At 64.0% G+C, this 16,990-nt stretch carries 13 protein-coding genes; 8 read left to right on the top strand and 5 right to left on the bottom strand.

All coding sequences use genetic code 11. The features are described 5' to 3' along the window. Positions 1 to 34 precede the first annotated feature (34 nt). Genes P0D96_RS28070 through P0D96_RS28055 form a run of 4 tightly spaced genes read left to right on the top strand, consistent with a single transcriptional unit; the run spans position 35 to position 5,060 of the window. A complete protein-coding gene (locus P0D96_RS28070; RefSeq protein WP_408316687.1) occupies positions 35 to 1,771 on the top strand; it encodes an efflux transporter outer membrane subunit in 1,737 nt (578 codons plus the stop codon). 2 nt (positions 1,772 to 1,773) lie between these two features. After that, complete coding sequence (locus P0D96_RS28065; RefSeq protein ID WP_408316685.1) at positions 1,774 to 3,981, top strand: FUSC family protein; 2,208 nt, start codon at positions 1,774 to 1,776, stop codon at positions 3,979 to 3,981. Then, entirely contained in the window at positions 3,971 to 4,171 is a 201-nt protein-coding gene (locus P0D96_RS28060) for a DUF1656 domain-containing protein (RefSeq protein ID WP_012433767.1), read from the top strand. The genes P0D96_RS28065 and P0D96_RS28060 overlap by 11 nt, the downstream gene beginning before the upstream one ends. Before the next feature lie 13 nt (positions 4,172 to 4,184). Beyond that, positions 4,185 to 5,060 (top strand): efflux RND transporter periplasmic adaptor subunit, encoded by an 876-nt coding sequence (locus tag P0D96_RS28055; RefSeq protein WP_408180620.1) that lies wholly within the window; start codon positions 4,185 to 4,187, stop codon positions 5,058 to 5,060. Positions 5,061 to 5,388: 328 nt separating this feature from the next. On the opposite strand, the gene P0D96_RS28050 is transcribed toward P0D96_RS28055, so the two are convergent. Continuing rightward, on the bottom strand, positions 5,389 to 5,700 hold the full coding sequence (locus P0D96_RS28050) for a hypothetical protein (protein ID WP_408316683.1): 312 nt from the start codon (positions 5,698 to 5,700) through the stop codon (positions 5,389 to 5,391). A 124-nt stretch (positions 5,701 to 5,824) separates the two neighbouring features. Between P0D96_RS28050 and P0D96_RS28045 the strand changes: the two genes are divergently transcribed. After that, entirely contained in the window at positions 5,825 to 6,670 is an 846-nt protein-coding gene (locus tag P0D96_RS28045; RefSeq protein ID WP_408316681.1) for a two-component regulator propeller domain-containing protein, read from the top strand. Between the two features lie 49 nt (positions 6,671 to 6,719). Here P0D96_RS28045 and P0D96_RS28040 read toward each other — a convergent pair whose 3' ends face one another. After that, positions 6,720 to 8,393 (bottom strand): methyl-accepting chemotaxis protein, encoded by a 1,674-nt coding sequence (locus P0D96_RS28040; RefSeq protein WP_408316679.1) that lies wholly within the window; start codon positions 8,391 to 8,393, stop codon positions 6,720 to 6,722. A gap of 501 nt (positions 8,394 to 8,894) precedes the next feature. On the opposite strand from P0D96_RS28040, the gene P0D96_RS28035 reads away from it, so the two are divergent. Together P0D96_RS28035 and P0D96_RS28030 are read left to right on the top strand one after the other, a co-directional pair. Further along, positions 8,895 to 10,157, top strand: a complete 1,263-nt coding sequence (locus P0D96_RS28035) for an MFS transporter (protein WP_132373673.1) — start codon at positions 8,895 to 8,897, stop codon at positions 10,155 to 10,157. Positions 10,158 to 10,423: 266 nt separating this feature from the next. Then, entirely contained in the window at positions 10,424 to 12,328 is a 1,905-nt protein-coding gene (locus P0D96_RS28030) for a propionate--CoA ligase (protein WP_408316677.1), read from the top strand. A 73-nt stretch (positions 12,329 to 12,401) separates the two neighbouring features. Here the strand turns inward: P0D96_RS28030 and P0D96_RS28025 are convergent, their stop codons facing one another. Beyond that, the gene (locus tag P0D96_RS28025) at positions 12,402 to 13,196 is read right to left on the bottom strand and encodes a 5'-methylthioadenosine/adenosylhomocysteine nucleosidase (RefSeq protein WP_408316675.1); all 795 of its coding nucleotides are present in this window, start codon (positions 13,194 to 13,196) and stop codon (positions 12,402 to 12,404) included. Further along, positions 13,193 to 15,544: a UvrD-helicase domain-containing protein gene (locus tag P0D96_RS28020; protein ID WP_132373670.1), complete on the bottom strand. Its 2,352-nt coding sequence runs from the start codon at positions 15,542 to 15,544 to the stop codon at positions 13,193 to 13,195. Before P0D96_RS28020 ends, P0D96_RS28025 begins: the two co-directional genes overlap by 4 nt. A 205-nt stretch (positions 15,545 to 15,749) precedes the next feature. Here P0D96_RS28020 and P0D96_RS28015 point away from each other — a divergent pair, with 205 nt between their 5' ends. Next, on the top strand, positions 15,750 to 15,977 hold the full coding sequence (locus tag P0D96_RS28015) for a sulfurtransferase TusA family protein (RefSeq protein WP_026225937.1): 228 nt from the start codon (positions 15,750 to 15,752) through the stop codon (positions 15,975 to 15,977). A gap of 113 nt (positions 15,978 to 16,090) precedes the next feature. Here P0D96_RS28015 and galU read toward each other — a convergent pair whose 3' ends face one another. Then, positions 16,091 to 16,972 carry a UTP--glucose-1-phosphate uridylyltransferase GalU gene (gene galU, locus P0D96_RS28010; protein ID WP_342960359.1) on the bottom strand — a complete coding sequence of 294 codons (882 nt, stop codon included), beginning with the start codon at positions 16,970 to 16,972 and terminating at the stop codon, positions 16,091 to 16,093. Positions 16,973 to 16,990 lie beyond the last annotated feature (18 nt).

The raw sequence follows: 16,990 nt of genomic DNA, 5'->3' as shown, positions 1-16,990 counted from the left end.
GCACATGCTTCTATGATCATTTTTGGAGGAAATCGTGCAGTCTCCGGTACAGAAAGGGGTCGCCGCAGCCGCGGTTCTTACGATCCTATTAACAATCGCCGGCTGCGCCAGTACCGGAGGCGTCGCGCCGCAAGCAAGCGGAATCGAGCCCGCTTCGCTCGACGCGGGCAACGCGATCCGCGCCGCCAATGCGGACGCCCAATGGCCGGCCGTCGACTGGTGGCGCGCCTATAACGATCCGCAACTGAACCAGTGGATCGAAGAGGCGCAGGCGGGCAATCCGAGCCTCGCGGCTGCCCAGGCGCGCGTGCGCGAAGCCATGTCGATGGCGGGTGTCGCCCGTTCGGCGTTGTCGCCGCAAGTCAACGGCAGCCTGTCGATCCAGCGCCAGAAGTGGGCCGACAACCTCTACTACGGCCCGGGGCCGCTGGCCGGCGAGCAATCGTGGAACAACACCGGCACGCTCGGCCTGTCGTATCACCTCGACATCTGGGGCAAGGACAAGAACGCCGCCGAGCGCGCGCTCGACGCCGCCCACGCGAGCGCGGCGGATGCGCGCGCCGCCCAGCTCGAACTGGAAGGCAACGTGGTGCGAACGTACATCGAGATGTCGATGAACTATGCGCTGCTCGACATCGCCAAAGCCACCTTGCATCAACAGCAGCAGATCGTGGATCTGGCCAACCGGCGTCTGAAAGGCGGCATTGGCACGCAACTCGAAGTGAGCCAGGCCGAAACGCCGCTGCCGGAATACGAACGCCAGATCGACGAAATCGAAGAAAAGATCGCGCTCGGCCGCAATCAGCTGGCCGCGCTGGCCGGCAAGGGTCCAGGCGCGGGCGATTCGATCCGGCGCCCGACGCTTTCGCTGAACGTGCCGGCCGGCCTGCCGAGCGCTTTGCCCGCGGATCTGATCGGCCATCGGCCGGACGTGGTCGCGGCGCGCTGGACCGTCGCGGCGCAAGCGCGCGGCATCGACGTGGCCAAGGCGGACTTCTATCCGGACATCAACCTGCTGGCGTCGATCGGCGGCTATGCGGCGATGGGGCCGCTGTTCCAGTTTCTGAAGAACCCGTCGCATAGCTGGAGCGCGGGGCCGGCGCTGTCGCTGCCGATCCTCGACGGCGGACGGCTGCGTTCGCAACTCGGTGCGGCGTCGGCGGGCTATGACGAAGCCGTCGATGGTTATAACCAGTCGATTGTCGGCGCGCTCAAGGACATTTCCGATCAGGTGATCCGGATCCGCTCGCTCGCCACTCAGGCCGACGACGCCGACCGTTCGGTCGCGGCGGCCCGCAAGAACTACGACCTGTCGCGCGAAGGTTACCGGCGCGGGCTGACCGATTACCTGAACGTGCTGATCGCGCAAAACCAGTTGCTGCGCGCGCAGGAAGGCGTCGCGAAGATTCAGGCCGAGCGGCTGGGCGCGCATGCGTCGCTGGTCACGGCGCTGGGCGGCGGTCTCGACGATCCGGCTAACGGTCCGCAGGCGAATGAGACGCTGCCGGCGCATGGGAAGGGCAAAGCTGCAGCGGCGGGTTCGAACGCTGGAGCCGCGCCCGCGAACGCGACGGCAAAAGCCGAGTCGGCTAGCCGCCCGGAGAAAGCCGCACCGGCCACCGCTGACACAGACCGCGCACGGAATGCCGGGCCGAGCGTCGTAAAACCGTCGCCCGCTGCTGCCAACGGTGCGAACGCTAGCGGAATGAGTGCGGCAGCGGCCACTTCCGTTCCGTCCACCGCTGCCCCGTCGGCCAAGTCGGGAAGCTGACCATGTCCGCCTCTTCTTCCGCCTCGCGCCCGGCGTCGTTCGCCGCGCTATACGCGGCCGCCGCCGACTGGGCGCGCAACGACGGCCTCACCTGGATCTACCTCTTCAAAGCGCTCGCCGCCTGCTTCCTCGCGCTCGGCGTCGCGATGAAGCTCGACCTGCCGCAGCCGCGCACCGCGATGACCACCGTGTTCATCGTGATGCAGCCGCAAAGCGGCATGGTGTTCGCGAAGAGCTTCTACCGGATCTGCGGCACGCTGGTCGGTCTCGTCGTGATGCTCGCGTTGATCGGGCTGTTCGCGCAGCAGCCGGAACTGTTTATCGTCACGACCGCGATCTGGGTCGGCATCTGCACCGCGGGCGCCGCGCGCAACCGCAATTTCCGGTCGTACGGTTTCGTGCTGGCCGGCTACACCGCCGCGCTGATCGGCATCCCCGCTTCGCAACATCCGGACGGCGCGTTTCTGAGCGCGCTCACGCGGGTGGCCGAAGTGGTGGTCGGCATCGTCTGCGCGGGCGCGGTGAGCGGCCTCGTGTTTCCGCAGTTCGCCGGCTTGCAGATGCGTAGCACCGTGCGCGCGCGTTTCTCGGCGTTCGTCGAGTATGTGTCGGCGTCGCTCGCCGGCCGCAACGACCGCGCGCAGATCGAAGCGACCAACGCGCGCTTTGTCGCCGACATCGTCGGTTTCGAAGCGGCCCGCAGCGTGGCTGTGTTCGAAGGCCCCGATTCGCGCATGCGCGGCGGCCGTCTCGCGCGTCTGAACAGCGAGTTCATGACCGCGTCGACGCGCTTTCACGCGTTGCATCAGTTGATGAACCGCTTGCGCAACACGCACACGAGCGGCGCGGCCACTGCGATCGACGCACTCGAGCCGTACTTCAAGGAAATCGCCCCGCTGCTCGCGAAATCCGGCGAACCCGTGCTGAGTGCCGCCGACGCCGCGCACGCCGCCGCGCAACTCGAAGCCTACAAAGCCGAGTTGCCCAAACGCGTGCGCGCGACACGCGCGCAGCTGGAAGCGTACCCCGAGACGCCGCTGCTCGACTTCGACACCGGCGCCGAACTGCTGTACCGCTTCATCGACGATCTGCATGCTTATGCCGCCACGTACGCGTCGCTCGCGGTCGATACGCACGAGCGCGAGCGCTGGATCGAACGTTACGAACCGAAGACGAACGCGCTTGCCGCGGGCGTCGCGGGTGTGCGCGCCGCCATCGTGATGATGGCGCTCGGCGCCTTCTGGATCGCGACCGCGTGGCCGAGCGGTTCGACCTTGACGCTGAATGCCGCGGCCATTTGCGCGCTGGCGTCGTCGTCGCCGAATCCGAAGCGCACCGCGTTCCAGATGGCGGCCGGCACGCTGGTCGCCACGGTGATGGGCATGATCGCGGTGTACGGCGTGTTTCCGCACATCGACGGCTTCCCGCTGCTGTGCGCCGCGCTCACGCCGTTCCTGCTGCTCGGCGTGTTCATGACGACGCGGCCCGCGCTGGCCGGCTACGGCGTCGGCTACTGCATTTTCTTCTGTTTCCTGGCCGGCCCGGACAACGTGATTCACTACGACCCGAGCGCCTTCATGAACGATGCGCTGGCGCTGGTGCTGTCGATCCTGGTGTCGTCGATCGCGTTCGCGGTGTTGCTGCCGCCTTCGACGCCGTGGCTGCGTAACCGCCTGCTGGTGGATCTGCGGCGCCAGGTCGTGCTGGCGAGCCGCGCGGGCATGCGCCGGGTGCGTTCGCGCTTTGAAAGCGGCGCGCGCGATCTGATGTTCCAGATCAACGCGCTCGCGCAGAACGAACCCGAGCTCAAACGCGACACGTTGCGCTGGCTCTTCTCGGTGCTCGAAGTGGGCAACGCGATGATCGACTTGCGCCGCGAAATCGCGGCGCTGCCCGCCGACGCGCGCTACGCGAAGTCGATGCCGTGGCGCGTCGCGTTACGTGCGATGCGCGACGCGCTGGCCGCGCTATTCGAGCGGCCGCGTGAAGACCGCTTCGACCGCGCGCTTGCCGCGACCACCGACGCCATAGCCGCCGTTCAGCAGATGCTCGCCACCTTCACGCCGCCGCGTGAAGAGCGGCATCGACTGCAACGCATTTTGAGTCAACTGCATTTCATTCGTACCGCGCTGCTCGATCCGCAATCGCCGCTTGAACCGCTGATGAGCGGACGTGCCGACGTGTCAGAAGGAGTTCGTCATGCCACGTGATATCGCCGTTTTCGACGCCTACGTGCCGGCCATCGTGCTGCTGTTCATCGCGGGCGCCGCGCTTACCTGGGTGTTGGACCGCGTGATCGCCTATACGGGCGTGTATCGCGTGGTGTGGCATCCGTCCTTGTTCCGGGCCAGCTTGCTCGTGTGTGTGTGCGGCGTGCTGGGTCTCGCCGTTTATCGTTGATCAGAGTCGAAACATGACCATCCGAAATATTGTGGGCTTCGTCGCGACAGCCGTTATTTTTATCGTCGCGATTTTGATTGGACGCGTGTTGTGGGTTCATTACATGGACGAACCGTGGACGCGCGATGGGCGCGTGCGCGCCGAGATCGTGAATGTCGCGCCCGATGTTTCTGGCGCGGTTGTCGATCTGCCTGTGAAGGACAATCAACTGGTGAAGAAAGGCGATCTGTTGATGCAGATCGATCCCTCGCACTATGAGATTGCGGTCGAGCAGGCGCAGGCTGCGGTGGCTGCGCGAAAGGCCGAGTTGCAGATGAAGCGCGATGATGCGCAGCGGCGGGCGGATATGGATGCTTTGGTTGTGTCCAAGGAGAGCCGTGAGAATGCAACGCATACGGCTTCGGCCGCGGAGGCTTCTTATCAGCAGGCTTTGGCTGCTCTGGATGCGGCTAAATTGAATCTTTCGAGGACACGGGTTGTGTCGCCGGTTGATGGGTATGTCACTAACCTCAGCGTGTTTCGCGGGGATTATGCGACTGCCGGGGCGGCTAAGCTGGCTATTGTGGATAGTCACTCGTTCTGGGTTTATGGGTATTTTGAGGAAACCAAGCTTCCTCATGTGCGTATTGGTGATAAGGCCGAGGTTCGGCTGATGAGCGGTGGCACATTGCAAGGGCACGTCGAAAGTATTTCTCGCGGTATTTATGATCGGGATAATCCCGAAAGTCGTGAACTGCTCGCAGATGTGAATCCGACTTTCAACTGGGTGCGTCTCGCGCAGCGCGTTCCCGTGCGGGTGAGGATTGATTCCGTGCCGGATGACGTGGTGTTGGCCGCGGGGATTACTTGTACGGTTGTGGTGACGCCATCGGCTGGTAAGTCGAGCTGAGCGGTTTTGTCGTTGCGCGCATGACCGGCGGGATTTGCGGCATGGTGGCACGCCCCTGCCGACACGCGTATTACGGCTGAAATGAAGACACTCGACCGGTGCGCAAGAAAATGTGGCTCGCCGGTCGCAGTGGCGCTAAGATGTGCGCGCCCTCATTGTCGGCCCTTCGATCGCGGGCCAGGCAAGTCGTTGAAGGCTTGATAAAAATGAAAACTCAGTCTCGTCGGCGACTTGCCTTAGGCCACTGCCGCGAAGCGCACGAAAGCGCATGCATAAGCCCTGATGCCTTCGTGTGTTCGTGCTGTTACCGACTGGGCTACTGAGCTCCTCACGGTTCGACTGTCGCCAATGCCGCTCCTCGACGGCCCGCGACTATTTGAAAGGGCAATATAAAAATGCAGAAAATGTCACGCGGGGTTTTCGTACTAGGTCTGTCCGTCGTGTTAAGTGCTTGCGGGGGCAGCGCCGGAACAACTTCTTCAGGCAATACCGAGAACAGCGCCAATGCAGCGCCGACCACGCTGGCGGCGGGCGCCAGCCGGACCATGACAGCAAACATGTCGGTGCAGGTTCCCGCCGGCACGATTGTTTCGTCGCCAAACGGCGACGTAGTCACGATCGGCGGAACGTCGAATACCATCTACACACAGACTGGCGCGCAGGTCACTGTGCCCGCGAATGCAACGGGTCCGGCAAACAATCTCGTGACAACCGCGCAGGCAACGGGTAACGGCATTACCACCTCCGCCTTGACGGCTGTCAGCATGGCCGGCTCCGCCACAACAAACCTGTCCCCCGTCGATGGAACCGGCGAAGCCGCGGTTCTCTGGGGAGGCGGCCATCTCACCGTAAACGCTTCCGGCGACATCGTCCTCTCCGACCGGCTAGCCCTGCGGCGAGTCACGCAGTCCGGCGTGGTCACCACACTATCGTCCGCTGCCGAGTGGGACGGCGTCGCAATCGATGCCGCCGGCAACATCTACGGTTCAGGCAACACGACGCTTACTTCCACATCGCCGTTCACATTGGGCGGATCGCTCAGCGAACTCACGGCGTCGGGCGTCTACCAGCAACTATTCGCAAACTGGGCCACCGCCAGTTCCGGCCTCGTTGGCGGAGGCGGCCTCGTCGCGGACAACAAAGGAAACCTGTTTCTTGCCGATGCCGCAAACAACCGCATCGTGAAGTTCAATCTGGCCGGCAACACATGGACGGTTCTAGCCGGCAGCGGTACGAGTGGCAATGTTGACGGAGTGGGTAGCGCGGCGACATTCTCATTCAACGGAACGCCCGATCTTGCGATCGACAGCAGCGGTGACCTTTATGTAAAAAGTCTCGACGCGGTCCGCAAGATTGCGCCGGATGGCACCGTGACGACCGTGGCGAGCAAGCTGTCGAATGCCAGTAGTGCAATTGCGGTGGACAGCCAGGGCAACGTCTACGCCGCGGGCGTGCAAATCATCTACCGGATTGCGGCCAACGGCAGCATGGTGTCCTACCCATTCAGCAGCTCGACCGACTTCATTACGTCCATGACCACTGACAGCGCCGGCAATCTGTATGTCGGCACGCGTGGCCTAGGTGCGCAGGTTTTCAAGATCACATTCTGAATGTCTAAAAGGGTGGGCCGCGCGACGAAAAGCCGCGCGCGACCTTCCCTTACAACCTGAACTTCCCAACCATCGTCTTCAAACCCCGCGCCTGATCGTCCAACGACCTGGCAGCAGCGGTCGCCTGCTCCACCAGCGCCGCATTCTGCTGCGTCCCGGAATCCATTTGCGTCACCGCGAGATTGATCTCCTCGATCCCGGCGCTCTGCTCGGAAGAAGCCGCCGAAATCTCGCCCATGATGTCGGTCACCCGCTTCACCGCCTTGACGACCTCATCCATAGTCTGTCCGGCGTCCTGAGCCAGGGTCGAGCCATTGCTCACGCGCTCCACCGACGTGCTGATCAACCCCTTGATCTCCTTCGCCGCCGCAGCACTGCGCTGAGCCAGATTCCGCACCTCAGCGGCCACGACTGAAAAACCACGCCCCTCTTCACCAGCCCGCGCAGCCTCAACCGCCGCATTCAAAGCAAGAATATTGGTCTGAAACGCGATCCCTTCGATCACGCCAATAATGTCGCCGATACTGCGCGCGCTATCGTTGATATCGTTCATCGTCGCGACCACGCGGCTCACCACGGCGCCGCCCTTCTCCGCGATCTCCGACGCGTTGTTGGCCAGCGTGCTTGCCTGCTTCGCGTTATCGGCGTTCTGGCGAACCGTCGAGGTCAACTGCTCCATGCTGCTAGCCGTGCGTTCGAGCGCCATCGCCTGCTGCTCGGTGCGCTGCGACAGGTCCAGATTGCCCATCGAAATCTGACCCGACGCCGTCGCAATCGCGTCCGCGCTGGACGCGATATCGGCGACCGTCGTCGCGAGCCCGCTTTGCATGTCGTGCAGCGCGAACAGCATGCTCGACTTGTCCTTGCGACCCAGCGCGATCTCGACCGACAGATCACCCGCCGCGATCCGGCTGGCAATTTCCTTCGCATACGCCGGCTCGCCGCCGAGCTGGCCGGCAAGCCGCCGCACCACCCACTCGCTGATGCCGAACGCGAGCACGATCAGCCCGAGCGTCGCCACCGCGATCATCACGAACGACGAGTGGTAAATGAAGCCCGACGCCTCGATGGTCGCCTTCGCCGCCGTGCCGCGCTGCGCGACGAGTTCGTCGACCATTTTTTCCAGCTTGCCGGTTTCGACCAGCATCGACACGTCCTGCGTGCCGACCTGCCAGTTCATTTGCGATAAATCGAGCGGCTGCGCTTTCACGAGCGTCACGAAGTCGCGCAGATGTCCGCTCCACACCGTCACGGCAGCGGCGAATTTCTTCTGCTGATCGACGGCCTTCGCGTCGGACGTGTCGACGTACTGTTGCAGCGTGCCGAGTTGCGCGGCAAGACCGCTCAGGCCCGCCTCGATGTCGGTGCCGAGTTCGTCGCGCTCTTTCGCGGTGGTCGCGGTGAGCAGCATTTTTTGCGCGCGGCTCGCGCGCAGCATGTGGCCGCGCGCTTCTTCCGCGGCGCGGCTGGCGACGTGCCCCTGATCGTAGATGGATTGGGTGGACGCGTTCAGACGGCTGATCTGGGTCAGCGAAAACACGCCGATCAATAGCGTGCCGATCAGCAGCACGGCAAACGCGAGGCGCAACATCGCCTTCACCGACAAACCCTTGAGCCTCACCGCCCGCGAGCGGCTGCTCTGGCCACGCGGCGGCTTGCCCGCCGCTTCTCCCTCCGGTACGAATCCCGCGCCCGTCTGGCTGCCCAGCGAAACTGCTTTCATATTCCCCGTCCCCACGTTTAGAACTGCCGGAAAGGTCGGTTCCGGCATTGCTTCTTATCTCTCCGGGTCTACGGCAAGAACGTCCGCGATCTTTAACGTCGCTCGCGAAATGCCGGCCGCTTTCGCCACATGTGTCGCCCGGTCCTCGACGCGCCGCTTTGTAAGCCGCGCGCCCGCGACCGTTTTATACACGGCCAAAAATCGCGGGTCGGGATATATCAGATGACTTGCCAGCCGCGCGTGGCCGTGGCAGCACGCACGTTTCCGGCACCGTCGAGGTGCGCGCGGTTCCCGGTTTCGGCGCAGCGTCTCTGGCCCTTATCAGCAGCGCATGTCCGATTCGCGACAAAACTTGTCCTTACAATTCGGTCAGGCCACATTAAACTTCGACAAATAGTTGACGACGCAAAAATGCCGCGTCGAAATGCCGCAGCGCCGAAAACGTTGCTGGAACAGCGCCCGGCGGCTTCAGATCCCTCTTTCTTCTCTCTCATCTAGCGTATGGAAACGAGCCTCGATAAAAGCGCCCTCGCCGGCGCGCCAGCCGGAACGGGAACCGGCGCGGCCACTGCCGCGCAACCCGCCGCCAAAGTGCAGCGCACGGTGTACTCCGTGCTCGGCGCGATCAGCTTCTCGCACCTGCTCAACGACATGATCCAGTCGTTGATCCTGGCGATCTACCCGATGCTGAAAGACAACTTCTCGTTGTCGTTCGGCCAGATCGGCCTGATCACGCTGACTTACCAGATCACCGCGTCGCTGCTGCAGCCGCTCGTCGGCACTTATACGGACAAGCATCCGAAGCCCTATTCGCTGCCCGTCGGCATGGGCTTCACGCTCGCGGGTCTGCTGCTGATGTCGGTCGCGCCCAACTTCGGCGTGCTGCTGGTGGCGGCGGCGCTGGTCGGCTGCGGTTCGTCGGTGTTCCATCCGGAATCGTCGCGGGTTGCGCGCATGGCGTCGGGCGGGCGGCACGGGCTGGCGCAGTCGCTGTTCCAGGTGGGCGGCAATGCGGGTTCGTCGCTCGGGCCGCTGCTCGCCGCATTGATCGTGATTCCGCACGGCCAGCGCAGCATCGCGTGGTTCTCGGTGGCGGCGCTCGTCGCGATCGTCGTGCTCACGCAGATCGGCCGCTGGTACAAGCAGCATCCGTCGGTGAAGAAGGCGCGCAGCGTCGCCGGTCACGCCACGCTGTCGCGCAACAAGGTCATGTTCGCGATGGGCGTGCTGATCCTGCTGGTGTTCTCGAAGTATTTCTATCTCGCCAGCATCAACAGCTACTTCACGTTCTATCTGATCGACAAGTTCCATTTGCCCGTGCAGGCCGCGCAGGTCCATCTGTTCGTGTTCCTGGCGGCCGTCGCGGCGGGCACGATGATCGGCGGCCCGATCGGCGACAAGATCGGCCGCAAGTATGTGATCTGGGTGTCGATTCTCGGCGTGGCGCCGTTCACGCTGCTGCTGCCGTACGCCAACCTGTTCTGGACCGGCGTGCTGACGGTGATCATCGGCGTGGTGCTGGCTTCGGCGTTCTCGGCGATCCTCGTGTACGCGCAGGAGTTGATCCCCGGCAAGGTGGGCATGGTCGCGGGCCTCTTCTTCGGCTTTGCGTTCGGCTTGGGCGGGATCGGCGCGGCGGTCCTCGGGCAATTGGCCGACGCCACCAGCATCACGTATGTGTACAAGGTCTGCTCGTTCCTGCCGCTGATCGGCGTGCTGACGGTGTTCCTGCCGGATGTAGAAGGGAAGCGCGCGAAGGCGTGATGGCCGTACGACCGCGGGTCTGATGAGAGAAAGGCGCTTCGGCGCCTTTTTCTTTGTCTTTGCGCGAACCTGGCGAGCGCGGCGTGTGCGGAGCGCGGCTCATCGCCGCGCCGGACGGCACCCCGCATCGCTCATGGTGAACCCGCGTTGTCCGCCGAGCCACGCCTGCTCTATGCTTGTGCGGACACACGCCCTGCTCTCGCGCCGCGTCACGCGGCCGCACGACCCGACATCCGTTCACTCACGCAGCAGAAGGATCGCCGCAGATGACAAGCTATCGCGACTTCCACCGCCGTTCGATCGAAAACCCCGAAGCATTCTGGCGCGACGAGGCGCGGCGCATCCATTGGCAAACGCCGTTCGACACCGTGCTCGACCGGTCGAATCCGCCGTTCGCGCGCTGGTTCGTCGGCGGCCGCACGAACCTGTGCCATAACGCGGTGGATCGTCATCTGGCCGAGCGCGCGCAGCAGAACGCGCTGGTGTATGTCTCGACGGAAACCGGCATCGAGCGGCGCTACACCTACGCCGAGCTTTACGGCGAGATCAATCGGATGGCCGCGGTCATGCGCTCGCTCGGCGTGAAGCGCGGCGACGTGGTGCTGCTCTATCTGCCGATGATCCCCGAGGCCCTGTTCGCGATGCTCGCCTGCGCGCGCCTCGGCGCGATTCACTCGGTGGTGTTCGGCGGCTTCGCGGCGCCGAATCTCGCGGCCCGCATCGACGACGCGAAGCCCGTGCTGATCGTCACCGCCGACGCCGGCGCGCGCGGCGGCAAGGTGATCGACTACACGCCGCTGATGGACGAAGCGCTCGCCCGCGCGAAGCACAAAACGCCGCACGTCTTGCTGATCGACCGGCAACTCGCGCCCGAGCGGCTCAACGCCAGTTATCTCGTCGCCTACGAACCACTGCGCGAACAGTTCTTCGACGCCCACGTGCCGTGCGAGTGGCTCGAATCGAACGAGCCGTCCTACGTGCTGTACACATCGGGCACGACCGGTAAGCCGAAGGGCGTGCAACGCGACGTCGGCGGCTACGCGGTCGCGCTGGCGGCATCGATGGAGCACATCTTTCAGGGCAAGGCGGGCGACGTGATGTTCACCGCGTCGGACGTGGGCTGGGTGGTCGGCCACAGCTATATCGTCTACGCGCCGCTGATCGCGGGTCTCACCACCGTCATGTACGAAGGCACGCCGATCCGTCCGGACGGCGGCATCTGGTGGCGCCTCGTCGCCCATCACCGGATCAATCTGATGTTCACCGCGCCGACCGCCTTACGCGTGCTGAAAAAGCAGGATCCGGCGCTGCTGAAGAAAGCCGATCTGTCGAGCCTGCGCGCGCTGTTCCTCGCCGGCGAACCGCTCGACGAACCGACCGCCGCGTGGATCGCCGGCGCGCTCGGCAAGCCGGTGATCGACAACTACTGGCAGACCGAGACCGGCTGGCCGATGCTGGCGATCCCGCGCGGCGTCGAGGCGCTGCCCACCAAGCTCGGCTCGCCGGGCGTGCCGTCGGCCGGGTTCAATCTGACCTTGCGCAACGAACTGAGCGGCGAGCCCTGCCCGCCCGGCGAAAAGGGCGTGCTCACGCTGGACTATCCGCTGCCGCCGGGCTGCATGTCGACGGTATGGGGCGACGACAAGCGTTTCGTCAGCACGTACTGGTCGAGCATTCCGAACCAGCAGGTCTATTCGACCTTCGACTGGGGCGTGCAGGACGAGGACGGCTACGTGACGATCCTCGGCCGTACGGATGACGTGATCAATGTCGCCGGACACCGGCTCGGCACGCGCGAGATCGAGGAAGCGTTGTCGAGCCACGCAGCCGTCGCGGAAGTGGCGGTGGTCGGCGTGACGGATCCGTTGAAGGGTCAGGCGGCGATGGCCTTCGTGGTGCTGCGCGACGCGCAGGCCTACGCGGACAAGAAGAAGCGCAGCAAGCTGGAAGCCGAACTCACGGCGACGGTGGATCGCCAGCTTGGTGCGATTGCGCGGCCGTCACGGGTCGTGGTGGTGTCGATGCTGCCGAAGACGCGCTCCGGCAAGTTGCTGCGCCGCGCGATCGCGGCGCTCGCGGAAGGACGCGAGCCAGGCGATCTGCCGACCATTGAAGATCCGGCGGCGTTGCAGCAGGTGCGCGAGGCGTTGAGTGACGGTGGGGAGAAGTAGTTTGCAAAGTGGCGGCGTGGCTAAAGCGCGTGTCGTAGTGAATGCGTCGACACGCGCCTCTCGACGCCGGCCATCAGGCCGTCGAACTGCGAGCTTCTAAAAACCGCGTCAGAATCGCGTTCGAATACGTCCCGGCGATGTCCGTGAGAAACGACACGAAAGACTCGGGCGCGTGATCGTCGGCGGTATCCGAGACGGTACGCACGACCGCGCACGGCACGCCGTATTCGTAGCAGACCTGCGCGATCGCCGCGCCTTCCATCTCCACGGCGAGCGCATCCGGCAGCACGTCGCGCAACGCCTGCACGCCCGCCGCGCTAGCCACGAACTGATCGCCGCTGATGACCAAACCGCGATGCACACGCGGCTCGCGCGTGCCGAAACGCGCCGCCGAAGCCGCGCCCTCCTCCGTGACGAAGCGCTCGCAGGCTGCGGCGAGCTGATCGGCGAGCGCCGCATCGGCGTCGAATCGCGAGATGCCCAGCAATGGCACCTCGAAACGCGGAAACAGCGGCGACGCGTCGAGATCGTGCTGCAGCAGCGCGTCGGCGACGACGATGTCACCCACCCGCACCTCGCTCCCCACACCGCCGGCCACACCGGTGAAGACGATCGCTTCCACGTCGAATGCATGGATCAGCGCGCTGACCGTGGCCGCCGCCGCGACCTTGCCGACGCGCGCCAGCGTCACGACGCACGGCGCGCCGTGGACGGTGCCGAGGTGATAGTCCCGCTGACCATGCGTGATGGTGCGCACGCCCGACTCGGCGCGCATCGCCTCGATCAGATCGCCGAGTTCTTGCGGCAATGCCGCCAGAATCCCGAGCGGCCGATGTGACACCGGCACGGCAGCGTTCGCCCCGCTCATTCCACCGCCTGCAATTTAGCAACCGCCAACGCCAGCCACTTCTCGCCGTGCCGCTTGAATTTGACCTGCGCCTTCGCATCGGTGCCGCCGCCTTCCAGCGCGGTGATCGTGCCCTCGCCGAACTTGGTGTGGAACACTTGCTGGCCGACGCGGAAACCCGTTTCCGCCGCACGCTGTTCGTTCGCGAACGCGGGCAACGGCGCCGGCGTCGACGACGCGGCCCCCGTATAACCCGGCCGCGCGAACCAGTCGCGTCCATAACCCGCGTTGTCCGAACGGCCGCCCCAGCGCGCGCCCGCCTCGACCTTCGGCGTGAGCCACTTGAGCGTTTCCTGCGGCAGTTCGTCGAAGAAACGCGAGCGGATGTTGTAACGCGTCTGGCCGTGCAGCATGCGGCTTTGCGCGAACGACAGATACAGCCGCTCCTTGGCCCGCGTGATCGCCACGTACATCAGGCGGCGTTCCTCTTCCAGACCGTCCGACTCCATCGCGCTGTTTTCGTGCGGGAACAGCCCCTCTTCCAGACCGGTGATGAACACCGCCGTGAACTCAAGGCCCTTGGCGGCGTGCACCGTCATTAGTTGCACGGCTTCCTGGCCGGCTTGCGCCTGGTTGTCGCCCGCTTCGAGCGATGCGTGCGACAGGAAACCGGCAAGCGGCGTCATCGTGTCCGGGTTTTGCGCCGGATCGGCGATGCCGGGCGCGTCGAGCACGACGGTGTTCGGATCGTCGGTGGCGACGGCCAGTTCGGGCGCGGCGGTCGCGCCCGGCCGCAGTGGAATGGAACGCGCCGGCGTGTCCATGCCGTAGCCCTCTTCGCTGACGAACGCGGCGGCCGCGTTGACCAGTTCCTGCAAGTTTTCCAGCCGGTCCTGGCCTTCGCGCTCGTTCTGATAGAACTCCGCGAGACCGCTCGTGCGAACCACGTATTCGACGGTTTCCGGCAGGCTCATCTGCTGCGTTTCCGCGCGCATCTTGCCGATCAGGTTCGCGAAGCCCGCAAGGCTCGAACCCGCCTTGCCCGCCACATACGGAATCGCCGCAGCCATCGAACAGTTGTACAGACGCGCCGCGTCCGCGAGTTGCTCGATGGAGCGCGCGCCGATGCCGCGCGTCGGGAAATTGACGACGCGGGCGAACGCGGTGTCGTCGTTCGGATTGTCGATCAGGCGCAGATAGGCGAGCGCGTGCTTGACTTCCTGGCGCTCGAAAAAGCGCAAGCCGCCGTACACGCGGTACGCGATGCCCGCGTTGACCAGCGTGTGTTCGATCGTGCGCGACTGCGCGTTGCTGCGGTAGAGAATCGCCACTTCGCTGCGCGACGTGCCGGTGCTGATCAGCGCCTTGATTTCCTCGACGATCCAGCCGGCTTCCTGCGAATCGGTCGCGGATTCATACACGCGAACCGGTTCACCGTGACCCGCGTCGGTCCGCAGATTCTTGCCCAGACGGCGCGAGTTGTTGGCGATGAGTTGATTGGCGGCGTCGAGAATATGGCCGTGCGAGCGGTAATTCTGCTCGAGCTTGATCAGATGGCGGACGCTGAACTCGTGCTCGAAGTCGCGCATATTGCCGACGTTCGCGCCGCGGAACGCGTAGATCGACTGGTCGTCGTCGCCGACGGCGAAAATCGAGTTGGTCTGCCCCGCCAGCAGCTTGAGCCATGCGTACTGCAGCTTGTTGGTGTCCTGGAACTCGTCGACCAGAATGTGCTTGAAGCGCGCCTGGTAGTGGGCGCGCAGCGGCGGATTGTGCGCGAGCAGTTCGTAGCAGCGCAGCAGCAGTTCCGGAAAGTCGACCACGCCTTCGCGCTGGCATTGCTGGTCGTAGGCTTCGTAGAGTTCGACGAATTTACGGTTGAAGTTGTCGGTGGCGTCGACGTCTTTCGGCCGCAGGCCTTGTTCCTTGGCGTTGTTGATGAAGTACTGGAGATTTTTCGCCGGGTACTTTTCGTCGTCGATATTGAGGCCCTTCATCAGACGCTTGATCGCGGACAGCTGGTCGGCGGTATCGAGAATCTGGAAGGTGGCCGGCAAGCCCGCGTCGCGATGATGCGCGCGCAGCATGCGGTTACACAGGCCGTGGAAGGTGCCGATCCACATGCCGCGCGTGTCGATCGGCAGGAGCGCCGACAGACGCGACATCATTTCGCGGGCCGCTTTGTTGGTGAAGGTCACCGCCAGAATCGTGGCGGGCGACGCCAGGCCGTGCTGGATGAGCCACGCAATGCGCGTGATCAGAACGCGGGTCTTGCCGCTGCCCGCGCCGGCGAGAATGAGCGCGGGCTCGTTGGGGAGCGTGACGGCGGCGTGTTGTTCGGGGTTTAGATTGGCTAGCAGATCGGGCATTTTTTGGGAGGGGCGGCAGTTCGTTCGACATTATATGCCCCGGAGGGGGTGGGGTTTTTTGGGGCCGATAGACCATCATCGATTCAAGGAAAGGCCGACACCCCAAGATAACCGCCGCCCGAGCGACCACGGTAAGCCTGCGGTAGAATTTGACCCTTCGGCGTCAAAACAGACGCCCAGTCCCCGAAGGTCGTCGTCGATGCAAATTCAGATTCACAAGGAAGTCGATGCACGCGGGCTCATGTGCCCGCTGCCCATTTTGCGCGCCAAGAAGGCGCTCGCCGACATGGAAAGCGGCCAGATTCTCAAGGTGCTCGCCACCGATCCAGGCTCACAGCGCGATTTCGCCGCGTTTGCCAAGCAAACCGGCAATGAAATCGTCGAAAGCTCCGCGCACGACAAGGTCTTCACCTTCCTGATGAGGCGCCGCTGAAGCCCGTGTCCTGATTCACGCTCCAACAAAAAAGGCGCTGTGCCCCGCGTTCGCGGGCACAGCGCCTTTTACTTCGGTTCAACGCTTCCGGAATCCTGGCTGCCGAAGCCCGCTCAACCTTCCAGCACCGGCGAACGAGTACGCAGATACTCTTCGAAATCGGCGGCCACTTCCGGGTGACGCAAGGCGAACTCGACCGTCGCCTTCAGATAACCCAGCTTGCTGCCGCAGTCGAAACGCGTGCCGTGATACTTGTACGCCAGCACCTGCTCGTCGGCCAGAAGCGACTGGATCGCGTCGGTCAGTTGCAATTCGCCGCCTGCGCCTGGCTTCAGCGCGCGCAGATGTTCGAAGATGCGCGGCTTCAGCACATAGCGGCCGACCACGCCGAGATTCGACGGCGCCAAGCTCGGCTCCGGCTTTTCGACGATACCCGACATCTTGATGATCGAGTCTTCCCACTCCTTGCCGTCGACAATGCCGTACGACTTGGTTTCCTGAGCCGGAATCTCTTCGACGCCGATCACCGAGCTGTGATAGTGGTCGAACACCTCGATCATCTGCGTCATGACGGGCGGCGTGCCGTACAGCAAGTCGTCCGCGAGGATGACGGCGAACGGATTGTCGCCCACCAGTTTTTCGGCGCACATCACCGCGTGGCCCAAGCCCAGCGCTTCCGGCTGACGCACGTAGAAGCAGTCCACGTGGCTCGGCTTGATGCTGCGCACCAGTTCGAGCAGCTTGTCCTTGCCGCGCGCCTCGAGTTCCGCCTCGATTTCATATGACTTATCGAAGTGGTCCTCGATCGCGCGCTTGCTGCGGCCCGTGACGAAGATCATTTCGGTGATGCCGGCTGCCATTGCCTCTTCGACCGCGTACTGGATCAGTGGCTTGTCGACAATCGGGAGCATCTCTTTCGGGCTAGCCTTCGTGGCAGGGAGGAACCGGGTGCCAAGACCTGCTACCGGAAAAACCGCCTTTGTAACTTTTAGCATGTGATTACCCTGAATCCT

It is taken from the genome of Paraburkholderia sp. RL17-347-BIC-D (genome assembly GCF_046027915.1).
Lineage (GTDB): Bacteria > Pseudomonadota > Gammaproteobacteria > Burkholderiales > Burkholderiaceae > Paraburkholderia.
Note: the sequence above shows the minus strand (reverse complement) of the source record. Positions and strands in the feature narration are given on the sequence as shown.

What these genes read in the sequence shown, in the direction of transcription:
- P0D96_RS28040 (WP_408316679.1), bottom strand. Translation starts at nt 8,393, where the DNA reads ATGAAAGCAGTTTCGCTGGGCAGCCAGACGGGCGCGGGATTCGTACCG.
- galU (WP_342960359.1), bottom strand. Translation starts at nt 16,972, where the DNA reads ATGCTAAAAGTTACAAAGGCGGTTTTTCCGGTAGCAGGTCTTGGCACC.
- P0D96_RS28020 (WP_132373670.1), bottom strand. Translation starts at nt 15,544, where the DNA reads ATGCCCGATCTGCTAGCCAATCTAAACCCCGAACAACACGCCGCCGTC.
- P0D96_RS28060 (WP_012433767.1), top strand. Translation starts at nt 3,971, where the DNA reads ATGCCACGTGATATCGCCGTTTTCGACGCCTACGTGCCGGCCATCGTG.
- P0D96_RS28025 (WP_408316675.1), bottom strand. Translation starts at nt 13,196, where the DNA reads ATGAGCGGGGCGAACGCTGCCGTGCCGGTGTCACATCGGCCGCTCGGG.
- P0D96_RS28065 (WP_408316685.1), top strand. Translation starts at nt 1,774, where the DNA reads ATGTCCGCCTCTTCTTCCGCCTCGCGCCCGGCGTCGTTCGCCGCGCTA.
- P0D96_RS28030 (WP_408316677.1), top strand. Translation starts at nt 10,424, where the DNA reads ATGACAAGCTATCGCGACTTCCACCGCCGTTCGATCGAAAACCCCGAA.
- P0D96_RS28050 (WP_408316683.1), bottom strand. Translation starts at nt 5,700, where the DNA reads ATGGTATTCGACGTTCCGCCGATCGTGACTACGTCGCCGTTTGGCGAC.
- P0D96_RS28035 (WP_132373673.1), top strand. Translation starts at nt 8,895, where the DNA reads ATGGAAACGAGCCTCGATAAAAGCGCCCTCGCCGGCGCGCCAGCCGGA.
- P0D96_RS28055 (WP_408180620.1), top strand. Translation starts at nt 4,185, where the DNA reads ATGACCATCCGAAATATTGTGGGCTTCGTCGCGACAGCCGTTATTTTT.
- P0D96_RS28045 (WP_408316681.1), top strand. Translation starts at nt 5,825, where the DNA reads ATGGCCGGCTCCGCCACAACAAACCTGTCCCCCGTCGATGGAACCGGC.